The following is a 13,310-nucleotide window of genomic DNA, read 5'->3' as shown; positions in this document are numbered from 1 at the left end:
GGAAATCTTCTCGTTTGTCGCGCCGGCCACCGGCTGCGACCGTCTCCGAAGGCGACAGCCAACGGAGGCCGCGATGGCAACGATCGGGCGCGCGCGCGCAGGGCGACGGGGCGGGTTGCCGGTGGTGCCGGTGGCGGTCGCGGCCGGCCTGGTTCTGAGCGGCGCGATGGGCATCCGGCAGACCTTCGGGCTGTTCCTCGGGCCCTTCTCCCTCGAGACCGGCATCCCGGTGGCGACGACCGCCCTCGCCATCGCCCTGCACAACCTCGTCTGGGGCTTCGCGCAGCCCTTCGCGGGCGCGGCGGCGGACCGCTACGGGGCCGCGCCGGTCGTCGCCCTCGGCGCACTGATCTACGCGGGCGGCCTCGTCCTGACGGCGCTCGCGGCGACGGCGCCGACGCTGCTGCTCGGCCTGGGGCTGCTGGTCGGGATCGGGATCAGCTGTACCAGCTTCGGGGTCGTCCTGACGGCGGTCGGTCGCGCCTCCGCACCGGAGCGTCGCAGCGCGGCTCTGGGCCTCGCGAGCGCCGGCGGCTCGTTCGGCCAGGTGCTGCTCGTCCCGTTCGCGCAGTCCGTCACCGCGGTCGCGGGCGTGAGCGCGGGGCTCCTCGCGCTCGCGGCGATCATCGTCGCGCTCGCGCCGCTCGGTGTCGCGCTCGACCGCGCGCCCCGCGCCGGCGTGCCCGACGGCCCTTCGGCGGCCGGCAGCCTGTCCGAGGCGCTCCTGCGGGCGTGGCGGCACCCGGGCTACCGGCTGCTGACGCTCGGCTTCTTCACCTGCGGCTTCCAGCTCGCCTTCATCGCGACCCACCTTCCGGGGTACCTCGCCCTCTGCCACATGCCGGGGGGCCTGGGCGCGACCGCGCTGGCGCTGATCGGCCTGTTCAACATGGCCGGGAGCTGGGGGTGCGGCTGGCTCGGAGGCCGGTACCGGCCGCAGCACGTCCTGGTCTGGCTCTACCTCATCCGCGCCGCCGCGATCGGCACCTTCCTCGTCGCGCCGAAATCCGAGGCTGTCGTCCTCGCATTCGCGGCCGTGATGGGCCTGACCTGGCTGGGCACGGTCCCGCTGACGAGCGGCCTGGTGGCGCGGGTCTTCGGGATCCGTCACCTCGGGACGCTGTTCGGGATCGTCTTCCTCAGCCACCAGATCGGCTCGTTCCTCGGGGCGTGGCTGGGGGGCGTGGTTCTGGAGGTCTCCGGATCCTACGATGGGGTCTGGCTCGCCACGGCCCTCGCGGGCCTGATCGCCGCGCTCCTCCACCTCCCGATCGACGATCGTCCGGTCCCGGCGGCCACCGCCGAGGGGGTCCGATGACGCCCGTCCGCCACGCGCCCGCCGCGACCGCCGGTGTCGACGCGCGACCCGTGACGATCGCCTGCCGCGACGGCTACCGGCTCCGCGGTCATCTCTGGCGGCCCGAGGCGAACCGGCCACCGGGCCGGGGCACGATCGTCGTCAATCCCGCGACCGGCGTCCGCGCGCGCTACTACCACGCCTACGCGCGGTTCCTGGCCGAGCGGGGCTTCGTCGTGCTCACCTACGATTACCGCGGCATCGGCGACTCGCGGCCCGCGCGCCTGAGGGGATCCGGCATCCGCTGGCGGGACTGGGGCGAGCTCGACTTCGACGCCGCCGCCCGATGGATTCGGCAGCGCGAGGCGGGGCCGCTCACGGTCGTCGGTCACAGCATCGGCGGCTTCCTCCCCGGCTTCGCCGAGGCCGCCGGCGCGGTGGACCGCATCCTCACCGTCGGCGCGCAATTCGCCTATCGCCGCGATTATCGCGCCCGCGAGAGGCTCAGCATGATCGCGAAGTGGCACCTGCTGATGCCGTGCGTGACCGCCGCCGTCGGCTACTTTCCCGGCCGTCGGCTCGGATGGCTCGAGGATCTGCCGGCCGGCGTGGCCTACGAGTGGGCATTCCGCGGGCGGCGCATGGAGGCGAGCTACCCGGCCGCCGAGCGTTCGGCCCTCCTCGCCCGCTTCGCCGCCGTCCGCGCCCCGATCCTGGCGGTCGGTACGCCGGACGACCCGTTCGGCACGCCGGCGGCGATCCGCCGGGGCCTCGGCTACTACATGTCGAGCCCGCGCATCCAGGTACAGCTGACACCGTCCGCGATCGGCGCGGAGGCGCCCGGCCATGTCGGCCTGTTCCACGCGCGCAGGAGCGGCGGATTCTGGGCCGACACGCTGCGCTGGCTGAGCGACGGGCAGAATCCCTGGCCGGACTCCGTGATCGATCCGGGTCGCCCGAACCCTGCCTGACCGCGCGTATCGCGGCGGACCGCTTCGGACGCGATTGAGAGGGCCTATCCTGCCCTGTGACGCAGCTGCAGCGATCGCGCGATCTCCGAGCGCTTGGCGGCGTAACCCGGAGCCACCATCGGATAGTCGCGCGGCAGCCCGTACTTGGCGCGATACTCTTCCGGTGTCAGCCCGTAAGCCGTCAGGTGACGCTTGAGCGTCTTGTAGGACCTGCCGTCGATGAAGCTGATCAGGCCCTCGGCCTGGATGGACGCGCGGATCTCCCGCGCCGTGGCGGCCTCGGGCGTCGCGACCGCGCGCTCCGGTCCCGCGCTGATCTGGCTAAGCATTTCGTACGTACTGGCTAAAATATCACAGAGTTGGGCAGGGGATACCGGATTCCGGATCACGTAGGCGCAGACGATCTTGATTGAATTCCTCAAGGACGAGTCAGAAAATTCTCCCGCACCGACACCAACCTCAGGTAGCATACCTGCCATTCTCCCTCCAAACGCACCTCATGAGAGTTGTATATCAATTTTCGCATGTCAATCCTTCATCTTGATTGAGCTTCAAAAAAGAACATCGTGACCACTATTCTACTTATAGAAACAGTGGCTACAAAATTTCTCAACCAGAAAGTGGCTCCATCCTCCCTGCTGATCTGGGTCCCGAACAGGTTGCTGGACTGGATCTGCGACACGTCCGTGGCGGCGACTTTGGCGGAAGCGGTCGCGCCGGTCCCGCACGGGACGCCCCACGGACGCGGATGGAAGCGCGATCGGCGGAGTTCGCGCACGGCGGACGGTCACCGACGACGCTGGCGCGACCGTTGCACCTCGGGTCCCAGGTCTGCGAAGAGCCCAGCCGGCACGGGACCGGATGCGGGGCGCCGGATCGCGTCGAGAGAGGATCATGACGGATCAATCCGCACGGACACGGGCGACAGAGTCCGGACGCCGTCCATGAAGGCGGGAGACGAGGGGGATCGCGTCGGGGCGATCTGCCAGGCCCTGAGGCGGGCTATCGTGGAACGGGCGCTCGCCCCCGGCGACCGGCTGCCGGAGGACGCCCTCGGCGAGCGGTTCGGCGTGAGCCGCACCATCGCCCGGCAGGCCCTGCTGCGGCTGGCCGGGGAAGGCTTGGTCGATCTGCGCCGCAACCGCATCGCCGTCGTGGCGACGCCGAGCTGGGAGGAGGCGCGCGACACCTTCGACGTGCGCCTCGGCCTGGAGCGGCTGGTGGTGCGCCGCCTCGCCGGGCGGCTCAGCGCGGAGCAGCGTCAGGTCCTGCTGGACCAGATCGCGCGCGAGGAGGCCGCCCGGGGCGGCCCCGAGGCGCTGTCGATCCGGCTCGCCACGGAGTTCCACCTGATGCTCGCCGAGATGACCGGCAGCGCCGTGCTTATCCGGTACGTCGCGGAACTCGGCTATCGCTGCGCCCTGATCCTGTCCCTCTACAGCCGGCCGCATTCCTCGGACTGCGCGGTGAGCGAGCACCGCGACATCGTCGCCGCCCTGGTCTCGGGCGATGCCGAGCGCGCCGCCGCGCTCATGGACCACCACCTCGACGCGGTCGCCGACCGGGCGCGGATCGTGCCCCCGGCCCCGCGCGAGCGCGATCTGGCACGCCTGCTGGCGCCCTACGTCGCGGGCGGCGGGGCCTGAGCCCGCCGCGTCAGGCCGTGAGGCCGTGCTTGGTCAGGAGGCGCTCAGCGCTGTCGTTCCAGACCTCCATGCCGACGATCAGCCCGTCGCGCACGGTGAAGCGGTCGACGTAGCGGTTGCCCTCGAAGGGCGTGCCGTCCGGCCACGCGCCGTACAGGGTCCCGAGGCTGTAGACCGTGGTGACGCCGTCGCCCGGCACCACGTCCAGCCGCTCCATCCGCTTCTTCACCCAGGCGTAGCGGCCCGCGTTGAAGGCCGTGACCTCGGACGGATGATTGAAGACCCGCGCCCCGGTGAACACGATCCGGGTGCCCGGCGCCATGTAGCGCGCGGCCGTCTCGGGATCGGGCACCATCGAGGCCTCGAGATAGGCGGTCACGTTGGCGGCGTCGCGCGCGGTCGCCGCGCTGTGGGTCACGTCAGTCATGCAGGCCTCCTGTCGGCCCAACGTGCCGCAAAAGGCCGGCCCGTGCATGCAGGAAGTGTATGCACTTTGACGCCAGATTGAGCACAGATTGCCTCCGAGGATACAGGCACCGGTCTGTGCAGCGGCCGAAGCGGCCAATTCCTGGTGGCATGGAGGTTGCGCAAAGCAGGCTGCGCCCCGCCCTTGGAGACATGCCATGGCCTCCTTCCTGCCCCCGACCCTGCGCCGCTTCGCGGTGACGACGAGCGCGCTGCTCGGCCTCGCGGTCACGACCGCGCAAGGTGCCGACACCGTCAAGATCGGCCTCGTGACCGCCCTGAGCGGCCAGTCCGCGAAATCCGGCGAGGCGATCTCCCGCGGGATCGGGCTCGCCATCGACGAGATCAACGCCAAGGGCGGCGTCCTCGGGCGCCCCCTCGAGCTCGTGGCCCGCGACGACGAGGCCAACCCGTCCAAGGGCGTGCTGGCGACCCGCGAGCTGATCCAGCGGGTCGGCGTCGTCGCGGTGGTCGGCGGCCTCGACACGCCGGTCTCGATGGCGATCGTGCCGATCGCCAACCAGATGAAGGTGCCGTTCATCGGCCCCTGGGCGGCCGGCACCGGCATCACCCGCAACGGCGCCGCCGACAACTACGCCTTCCGGGTCTCGGCGGTCGACGCCCTCGTCGACGAGGCGCTGGTCGCCTACGCGGTGAAGACCTACGGGGCGAAGAGGCCCGGCATGATCCTCGTCAACAACGCCTGGGGCGAGTCGAACCAGAAGGGCCTCAAGGACGCCCTCCAGGCGGCCAACCTCCCGGCGGCGGGCATCGAGAAGTACGAGGCCAACGACGTCGACATGGTGCCCCAGCTGTCCCGGCTGAAGGAGGCCGGGGCCGACGCGCTGTTCCTCGTCGGCAATGTCGGGCCCTCCGCCCAGGTTGTGAAGTCGCTGGACCGGATGGGCTGGTCGGTGCCGGTCGTCTCGCACTGGGGCCCGGCGGGCGGCCGCTTCGACGAGCTCGCCGGCCCGAGCGCCGGCAAGGTCCATTTCATCCAGACCTTCACCTTCGCGGGCAACGCGTCGCCGAAGGCGAGCGCGGTGCTCGACGCGCTCAAGGCCAAGTACCCGGCGATCAAGTCGATGGCCGACGTCACCCCCGCCGTCGGCATCGCCAACGCCTACGACGCGACGCACCTGCTGGCGCTCGCCATCCAGGCCGCCGGCTCCACCGAGGGCCCGAAGGTCCGCGACGGCTTCTACAAGATCGGCACCTATCCGGGCCTGATCAAAACCTACGCCACGCCCTTCGCCCCCGGCCAGCACGACGCTCTCGGCCCGAACGACTACGTGTTCACCCGCTTCAAGGACGGTGAGATCGTCGCGGTGACCAACTGAGCCCGGCGATGCTGACCTCCATCCTCGTCAGCGGCCTCGGCCTCGGCAGCATGTACGGGCTCGTGGCCCTGGGCTTCCACGTGACCTACGCGGTGTCGGGGACCGTGAACTTCGCGCAGGGGAGCGTCGTCACCCTGGGCGCGGTCCTGGCCTACGCGCTCGGCGTCACCCTCGGCTGGCCGATGCCGGCCGCGATCGTCCTGGCGCTCGCCGGCTGCGCCCTGTTCGGCCTCGTGGTCGAGCGGGCGCTGGTCCGCCCGTTCGTCGCGCGCGGCTCGGACGCGTGGCTGCTCGCGACGGTGGCGGGCGGCATCGTGCTCGACAACACCGTGCTGTTCACCTTCGGCAAGGAGCCGCGCAGCCTGCCCTCGCCGCTGGCCACGAAGCCGGTGGAGATCCTCGGGACCGGCATCTACCCGCTGCAGCTCGTGATCCCGGTGGTCGGGATCGCGCTCGCCTTCGCGATCCGCACGGTGTTCCGCCGGACCGATCTCGGCCGCGTCCTGCTCGCCGTGGCGCAGAACGCCGACGCCGCCCGGCTGATGGGGATCGACGTGCGCCGCACCGTGGCCTGCGCCTTCGCGCTCTCGGCGGTGCTCGCCGGCATCGCGGGCCTGCTGATCGCGCCGCTGTTCTCGGTCTCGGCCGAGCTCGGCACGCTGTTCGGCATCAAGGCCTTCGCGGTCGCGATCCTCGGCGGCATCGGTTCCGCCACCGGGGTGATCCTGGCGGGGCTGCTCTACGGCCTCGTCGAGGCCGGCGTCACCGCGACCCTGGGCTCGACCTACACGCAGCTCGTGGTGTTCTCGGTGATCATCCTGGCCCTCACCCTGCGCCCCGACGGCCTGCTCGGCCGCGCCGCGGTCAACAAGGTCTGACGCGATGCCGTACCTGCGCTCAGGCCCGGCGATGCGGCTCGGCATCGCCGGCCTCACCGCCGCCGCGCTCGGCCTCGTGGCGCTGACCGCCGGCTACAGCCACTTCGTGATCGCCCTCGTGGCGCTGACCACGGTGGCGGGCGTCGGCCTCAACGTGCTCCTCGGCCTGACCGGGCTGATCTCCTTCGGCCAGGCCGGCTTCTACGCGATCGGCGCCTACGCGAGCGCGATCCTGACGCTCCACGGCGTCAGCTTCTGGCTGGCGCTCCCGGCGGCGGCCCTGATCGCGGCGCTCGTCGGCGGCCTCGTGGCAGTGCCGGCGATGCGGGTGAAGGGCCCCTACCTCGCCATGCTGACGATCGCCTTCGGCTTCATCGTCGAGCACGGGCTGATCGAGGGCGGCGAGCTGACCGGCGGCCAGAACGGCCTCGTCGTGACCGACGCGCCGAGCCTTTTCGGCGAGCCGCTCTCGCCGGCCGGCCTCGCGGTGCTGGCGGTGCTCGCCGCCGGGGCGAGCCTCGCCGGGTTCGACGTCCTCGCCCGCAGCCGCCTCGGCCGGGCGATGCGCGCCGTGCGCGACGCCGACGTCGCCGCGGCGGCTCTGGGCTTCGATCCGGTCCGGGTGAAGACCCTGGCCTTCGCGATCTCCGCCGCCCTGACCGGCCTCGCGGGGGCGATCCTGCCGCCGCTGATGCTGTTCATCGCGCCGAGCTCGTTCCCGTTCTCGCAGTCGATCCTGTTCGTCCTCTCGGTGATCGTCGGCGGCGCCGGCACGGTGCTCGGCCCGCTTCTCGGCGCCCTCGTCACCGTGCTGCTGCCGGAGGCGCTGTCCGGCCTCGCCGAGTACCGCCTGCTGTTCTTCGGCGTCGCGACCCTGGCGGTGCTGTGGCTGGTGCCCTCGGGGCTGGTCGGCAGCCTCGCCCGGCTGCTGCCCCGAGGCCGCGACGAGGCGGCCGCCGCCGAGGGCGAGGAGCTGCCGCTGCCCGGCACGGCGGCGCGCGAGGCCCTCGTCCTCGAGGGCCTCGGCATCCGCTTCGGCGGCATCACGGCGGCGGACGGCGTCGACCTCACGGCCCGGCCGGCGGCCGTCACCAGCGTGATCGGCCCGAACGGGGCCGGCAAGACCACCGTGCTCAACATGGTCTCGGGCTTCTACCGCCCGAGCGCCGGGGCGATCCGGCTGGGCGGGCGCGACCTCGCCGGTCGGCCGGCCCACGTAGTCGCCCGCGCCGGCATCGCGCGCACCTACCAGACCACGCGCCTGTTCGGCTCGCTCCCGGTGGCCGACAACGTCGCCCTCGGCCTCGCGCCGGGCCGGCTGTGGCGCCGCGCGCGGGCGCGGGACCGCGCGACGGCCACCGCGCTCCTCGCCTTCGTCGGCTACCGGGGCGCCCTCGACCGCCCGGCCGCCGAGCTGCCCCACGTCGACCGGCGGCTCGTGGAGATCGCCCGGGCGCTCGCCGGCAGCCCCGCGGTGCTACTCCTCGACGAGCCCGCCGCCGGCCTGTCGCGGGCCGACACCGACCGGCTGGCCCGGCTGATCCGCCGGATCGCCGACAGCGGCGTCGCGGTGGTGCTGGTCGAGCACGACATGCCGCTGGTGATGGGCATCTCCGACCACATCCTCGTCATGGATACCGGCCGCCCAATCGCGCGCGGCACGCCCGCCGAGATCCGGCGCGACCCGGCGGTGCTGCGCGCGTATCTCGGCGGCGCCGATACCCCGGCCCGGCCGCGGAGCGCGCCGTGGCAGGGACCGGCAGACGCCGTCCTCTCGGTCCTCGACCTGACCGCCGGCTACGGCGCCGCGCCCGTCCTCGACGGCGTCCATCTCGACGTGCGGCCCGGCGAGACCGTCGCCCTGCTGGGCGCGAACGGGGCCGGCAAGTCCACGGCCATGCGGGCCTTGGCAGGGCTGCTGCGCCCGGTCGCGGGATCGGTCGTGTTCGACGACCGGCGCGTCGAGGCACTGCCGGCGCACCGGATCGCCCGAGGCGGGCTCGTGCTGGTGCCGGAGGGTCGGCAGGTCTTCCCGGAGCTCACCGTCGTCGAGAACATCCGCCTCGGCGCTTTCGGGCGCGGGACGCCGATCGACCCGGCCGAGGTCGAGCGCCTGCTCGACCGGTTCCCGCGGCTGCGCGACCGGGCGGCGAGCCGGGCGGGCCTGCTCTCCGGCGGCGAGCAGCAGATGCTGGCCATCGCCCGCGGGTTGATGGCGCACCCGCGCATCCTGCTCCTCGACGAGCCGTCGCTCGGCCTCGCCCCGGCGATGATCAACGCCCTGTACGCGACCGTGGCCGAGCTGCGCGACGAGGGCGTCACCATCCTGATCGTCGACCAGATGGCGGCGCTCGCCCTCACGGTCGCCGACCGCGGCTACGTGCTGGAGCAGGGCCGGGTCGTCGCGCGCGGAACCGCCGCGGAGCTGTCGGCGGACAAGGGGCTGGAAGCGGCCTATCTCGGTGCGGCGTAACGGGGGCTCTGATGGACACGAATGCCGGACACGGTCGCTACGGCTATAGCGCCCTCCCCGACCGCCCGGTCTACGACTGGCCGGAGGGCAAGCGGCTGGCCGTCTATGTCGGGCTGAACCTCGAGACCTTCGCGTTCGGCGAGGGCCTGGGTGCCGAGCTGGCGCCCGGCGGCCCGCAGCCGGACGTGCTCAACTACGCGTGGCGCGACTGGGGCAACCGGGTCGGCGCGTGGCGGATCGCCGAGATGCTGGACGCTCTGGCGATGCCGGCGAGCGTGCTCGTCAACAGCAACCTCTACCGGGACTGCCCCGGGCTGATCGAGGCGTTCCGGTCGCGGGGCGACGAGATCGTCGGCCACGGACGCACCAACGCCGAGCGGCAAGGCACCCTCGACGAGGATGCCGAGCGGGCGCTGATCGCCGAGACGACCGCGGTGATCGCCGCGCAGGAGGGCCGCCCGCCGGCTGGCTGGCTCGGGCCGTGGATCTCACAGTCGCGGGTGACGCCCGATCTCCTCGCCGAGGCCGGGTACCGCTACCTGCTCGACTGGGACCACGACGACCAGCCGACCTGGTTCGCGACCCGCGGCGGCGGCCGGATCCTGACGGTGCCCTACCCGCAGGAACTCAACGACATCCCCGCGATCGTCGCCCGCAAGGAGACGGGCCGCCAGTTCGCCGAAGCCATCGTCGACGCCTTCGAAGAAATGCTGGAGCAGTCTCGGGGCGCGCCGCTGGTGATGGGCATCGCGCTCCATCCCTACATCGTCGGGCGCCCGCACCGGCTGCGGCCCCTGCGGCAGGCGCTCCGGCACATCGCAGACCGCCGCGACGCCATCTGGCTCACCACCGCCGGGGCGATCGCCGACCACATCGTGGCGCGGGAGGCCGGGCCGCGCTGACGCGGCCCTGACCCCGGCGAGCTCAGAGCACCTGCGACAGGAACCGGCGCGTGCGCTCGTCCTGGGCGGAGGCGAAGAAGGTCGCGGGCGGCCCGTGCTCGACGATCACGCCGCGGTCGGTGAAGTAGATGTGGTCGGCGACGTCGCGGGCGAAGTTCATCTCGTGCGTGACGAGCATGCAGGTCATGCCCTCCTCGGCGAGTTCCCGGATCGTCACCAGCACCTCCTTGACCGTCTCCGGATCGAGGGCGGCGGTGACCTCGTCGAACAGCATCACGTCCGGCCGCATCGCCAGCGAGCGGGCGATGGCCACGCGCTGCTGCTGGCCGCCGGACAGCTCGCCCGGATAGGCGTTCTCCTTGCCGGCCAGCCGGACCTTGGCGAGGAGCGCCCTTGCCCGGGCCTCGACCTCGCGCTTCTCCTGCCCGAGGACGTGGATGGGGGCCATCATCACGTTCTGCAGCGCCGTCTTGTGCGGGAACAGGTTGTACTGCTGGAACACCATGCCGACCTTGCGGCGCAGCGCCAGCTTGTCGAGCCGCGGATCGGTCACCTCGATCCCCTCGACCTGGATCGAGCCCGCGCTCACCGGCACCAGCGCGTTGACGCAGCGGATCAGCGTCGACTTGCCCGAGCCCGAGGGGCCGATGATGCAGACGACCTCGCCCTTGCGGACGTCGAAGTTGATCCCCTTCAGCACCTCGAACGTCCCGAAGGATTTGTGCACGTCGACGACGCGGACGATCGGCTGATCGGGGGTCCAGCTCGGGGACGGGGTGGCGGCCAGGGTCGCGCGCGTCATGGTCTCAGCGGGTCTCGAAGCGGCGTTCCAGGGCGGCGGTGAACCGGTCGATCGGGTAGCAGTAGAGGAAGAAGCACAGCAGCGCGAAGCCGTAGAGCGGCGCGAACAGCTCGGGGCGGCCGCCCTCGGCGGCGTGCACCTGCGCGGTCAGCGTCAGCATCTCGGTGACGCCGACGATGGAGGCCTGCACGGTCGCCATCGCGATGAGCGAGTAGACGTTCATCCAGGGCGGCAGCATGCGCTTCGCGCACTGGGGCAGGATGATGCGCCACATCGTCTGGCGCCGGGTGAAGGCCAGGGATTCGGCGGCCTCCCACTGGGTGTTGGGCACCGAGCGCACTGCGCCGCGGACGATCTCGGCGACGTTGGCCATGACCGGCAGGCTGAAGCCGAAGGTCGCCTTGACCCAGTCGGGCAGCGGCACGCGGACGCCGAACACCGTGACCTGGAACGGGACCAGGAACATCACGAAGAACAGCAGGACCAGCCAGGGCACGTTGCGGAAGACCTGCGTGGCGCACCACGCGAGGCGGGGCAGGATCCGCCCCTCGGCCAGCATGGCCAGCCCGAGCCCGATGCCCGCCACCGTCCCGATCGCCATCGCCATCAGCGAGATCGCGACGTTGAAGGCGAAGCCCGTGAGCAGGAGGGGCGCCCACTTGATCACGACCTCCAGCGGCGACAGCGCGGCGACCCCGCCCTGCGCCCAGGCCGGGACGGCGACGAGGGCGAGCCCGGTGAGCAGCCAGAGATGGGCCGGGCGCAGGCGCGCCGCCGCGCCGTCCTTCGGGAGCGCGAAGGGCAGCAGCACCGGCAGGTCGCCCGGTCGCCCGCCCCGCGGATCGGCGGCGTTCATCGGCCGTATCCCGGGATCCGCAGGGCGCGTTCCCAGCGGTGCATGATCCAGACGAGCACGCCGACGAGGACCGCGTAGGTCGCGAGCAGCACCAGCATCATCTCCAGCACGTTCTGCGATTCGGACCAGATCTGCTTGACCGCGTACAGCGTCTCCGGGACCGCGATGGCGTAGGCCAGCGTGGTGGTCTTGAGGAGGTTGATCAGGTTGTTGTTGAGCGCCGGCAGGCAGACGCGCAGGGCCAGCGGCAGGACGACGTACCGGTAGGCCTTGAAGCGGGTGTAGCCCAGGGCCTCGGCGGCCTCGACCGTGGTCCGCGGCACCGCCTCGATGCCGGAGCGGAAGATCTCCACGTTGAACGCGCCCGCGAACAGCGACAGCGAGATGATCGCCCACTGGACATTGTTGAGGATCGGCGCGCGCAGGCCGTCGGCCGAGCGGATGTCCGAGAGCAGCGTCCCGAGGCCGAAATAGAAGAAGAAGATCTGCACGAGCGGCGGCGTGTTGCGGAAGACCACCACGAAGCCGTTGACCAGCGCCCGCAGGACGCGCGACGGCCCGCTCTGCAGGAGCGCGCCGACGGCGCCGATGACGAGGCTCGCCAGGATCGTGCTGATCCCGAGGAGCAGCGTCATCCGCAGGCCGGCCACGTACCGGTCCCAGTCGTAGGGGTCGTAGAAGACCGTGAAGTTGAAGCCCGTGGTCTCGTAGAGCTGCTGGAACCACGCCTGGATCGTGGCGATCATCGCGGGCGAACGCTCGGAGCCGTCGTACAGAACCGCATCAGTTGGTCGCGTTCTTGTACTTCTCGTGCATCGCCTTCGAGTAAGCGGTCGGCTCGATGCCCCACTTCTTCTCCTCGTTGACGATGAAGCCGGTCTTCATCCAGTCCTTGGTGGCGTCCTCGACCGCGGCCTGGAGCGTGGTGTTGCCCTGCGCCACCGCCATCATCCACGGGGCATCGAGGATGCCCTTGAGCGGCAGCGCGTAGTTGGCCTTCCAGTCGTCGTCGAGCAGCTTACCCTGCAGCATGCTCTGGTCGTAGACGTAGCCGATGCAGTTGCCCTGCTTGAGCGCGAAGAGCGGCTTCTCGGACCCGTCGAAGGCGACGATCTCCGCCCCGTAGGTCCGCGCGACGTCCTTGTTGTACCAGGCGCCCGAGGTGGCGCAGAGCGGCTTGCCCTTGAGCTGCGCCCAGTCGGTGATGCCGGACGACTTGGGCAGCAGGACGTTCACGAAGTCGGAATAGTAGTTCGGGTCGATCGCCTGCACCACGCGGCGTCGCTCCGGCTTGTCCGACAGGGTGGCGATCAGCAGATCGACCTTGCCCTGCTGCAGGAACTCGATCCGGTTGGCCGAGACGACCGGCACGAGCTCGAGCTTCACGCCGAGCCGCTTGGCGAGGTCGGCGGCGAGGTCGGGCTCCAGGCCGATGATGGTCCCGCTCGGGTCGCGGAAGCCGAACGGCTTGTAATCCGCCTTCACGCCGACGATCAGCGTTCCGCGCTTCTTGATCGCGTCGACGCCGTCGGCGGCCGTGGCCCGGCCGGGCAGCGCGACGGTCGAGAACGCCGCGAGCGCGGCCAGCGCACCGGTGGTCAGAAGGGTGCGGACGGTGAGACGCATCGGATCTTTCCTGCTCGGGTCGACGGATCTTGGCATGGTTTCAAGCAATCCACG

General features: G+C 71.4%; 13 protein-coding genes. 7 read left to right on the top strand and 6 right to left on the bottom strand.

Going from position 1 to position 13,310, the window contains the following annotated elements:
- The first annotated feature begins 73 nt into the window (after positions 1 to 73).
- Together BMY19_RS12505 and BMY19_RS12500 are read left to right on the top strand one after the other, a co-directional pair.
- Positions 74 to 1,318 (top strand): MFS transporter, encoded by a 1,245-nt coding sequence (locus BMY19_RS12505; RefSeq protein ID WP_100251912.1) that lies wholly within the window; start codon positions 74 to 76, stop codon positions 1,316 to 1,318.
- Positions 1,315 to 2,268 (top strand): alpha/beta hydrolase family protein, encoded by a 954-nt coding sequence (locus tag BMY19_RS12500; RefSeq protein ID WP_100251911.1) that lies wholly within the window; start codon positions 1,315 to 1,317, stop codon positions 2,266 to 2,268. The genes BMY19_RS12505 and BMY19_RS12500 overlap by 4 nt, the downstream gene beginning before the upstream one ends.
- A 44-nt stretch (positions 2,269 to 2,312) precedes the next feature.
- Here the strand turns inward: BMY19_RS12500 and BMY19_RS12495 are convergent, their stop codons facing one another.
- Positions 2,313 to 2,738 carry a Ros/MucR family transcriptional regulator gene (locus BMY19_RS12495; RefSeq protein WP_100251910.1) on the bottom strand — a complete coding sequence of 142 codons (426 nt, stop codon included), beginning with the start codon at positions 2,736 to 2,738 and terminating at the stop codon, positions 2,313 to 2,315.
- Between the two features lie 474 nt (positions 2,739 to 3,212).
- On the opposite strand from BMY19_RS12495, the gene BMY19_RS12490 reads away from it, so the two are divergent.
- Entirely contained in the window at positions 3,213 to 3,914 is a 702-nt protein-coding gene (locus tag BMY19_RS12490; RefSeq protein WP_020093119.1) for a GntR family transcriptional regulator, read from the top strand.
- A gap of 10 nt (positions 3,915 to 3,924) precedes the next feature.
- Here BMY19_RS12490 and BMY19_RS12485 read toward each other — a convergent pair whose 3' ends face one another.
- Complete coding sequence (locus BMY19_RS12485; protein ID WP_043389197.1) at positions 3,925 to 4,341, bottom strand: nuclear transport factor 2 family protein; 417 nt, start codon at positions 4,339 to 4,341, stop codon at positions 3,925 to 3,927.
- A gap of 196 nt (positions 4,342 to 4,537) precedes the next feature.
- Between BMY19_RS12485 and BMY19_RS12480 the strand changes: the two genes are divergently transcribed.
- The 4 genes from BMY19_RS12480 to BMY19_RS12465 are packed head-to-tail and all read left to right on the top strand — an operon-like array spanning position 4,538 to position 9,972.
- Positions 4,538 to 5,719 carry an ABC transporter substrate-binding protein gene (locus BMY19_RS12480; protein WP_100251909.1) on the top strand — a complete coding sequence of 394 codons (1,182 nt, stop codon included), beginning with the start codon at positions 4,538 to 4,540 and terminating at the stop codon, positions 5,717 to 5,719.
- Between the two features lie 8 nt (positions 5,720 to 5,727).
- Positions 5,728 to 6,597: a branched-chain amino acid ABC transporter permease gene (locus BMY19_RS12475; RefSeq protein WP_043348786.1), complete on the top strand. Its 870-nt coding sequence runs from the start codon at positions 5,728 to 5,730 to the stop codon at positions 6,595 to 6,597.
- Between the two features lie 4 nt (positions 6,598 to 6,601).
- Entirely contained in the window at positions 6,602 to 9,070 is a 2,469-nt protein-coding gene (locus BMY19_RS12470; protein WP_100251908.1) for a branched-chain amino acid ABC transporter ATP-binding protein/permease, read from the top strand.
- Between the two features lie 11 nt (positions 9,071 to 9,081).
- On the top strand, positions 9,082 to 9,972 hold the full coding sequence (locus BMY19_RS12465) for a polysaccharide deacetylase family protein (RefSeq protein WP_100251907.1): 891 nt from the start codon (positions 9,082 to 9,084) through the stop codon (positions 9,970 to 9,972).
- Positions 9,973 to 9,994: 22 nt separating this feature from the next.
- Here BMY19_RS12465 and BMY19_RS12460 read toward each other — a convergent pair whose 3' ends face one another.
- From BMY19_RS12460 to BMY19_RS12445, 4 genes are read right to left on the bottom strand one after another with little or no spacing between them, the layout of a single operon-like run.
- Entirely contained in the window at positions 9,995 to 10,774 is a 780-nt protein-coding gene (locus tag BMY19_RS12460; protein WP_100251906.1) for an amino acid ABC transporter ATP-binding protein, read from the bottom strand.
- A gap of 4 nt (positions 10,775 to 10,778) precedes the next feature.
- A complete protein-coding gene (locus tag BMY19_RS12455; RefSeq protein ID WP_100251905.1) occupies positions 10,779 to 11,630 on the bottom strand; it encodes an amino acid ABC transporter permease in 852 nt (283 codons plus the stop codon).
- Positions 11,627 to 12,376: an amino acid ABC transporter permease gene (locus BMY19_RS12450; RefSeq protein WP_100251904.1), complete on the bottom strand. Its 750-nt coding sequence runs from the start codon at positions 12,374 to 12,376 to the stop codon at positions 11,627 to 11,629. The genes BMY19_RS12455 and BMY19_RS12450 overlap by 4 nt, the downstream gene beginning before the upstream one ends.
- Positions 12,377 to 12,413: 37 nt before the next feature.
- Positions 12,414 to 13,256, bottom strand: a complete 843-nt coding sequence (locus tag BMY19_RS12445) for a transporter substrate-binding domain-containing protein (RefSeq protein ID WP_020093110.1) — start codon at positions 13,254 to 13,256, stop codon at positions 12,414 to 12,416.
- Between the last annotated feature and the right edge of the window lie 54 nt (positions 13,257 to 13,310).

Origin of the sequence: Methylobacterium sp. UNC300MFChir4.1, from assembly GCF_900110155.1 — a bacterium.
Taxonomy (GTDB): Bacteria; Pseudomonadota; Alphaproteobacteria; order Rhizobiales; family Beijerinckiaceae; genus Methylobacterium.
The sequence above is the reverse complement of the archived record's forward strand: the minus strand, read 5'-3'. Positions and strand labels throughout refer to the sequence as shown.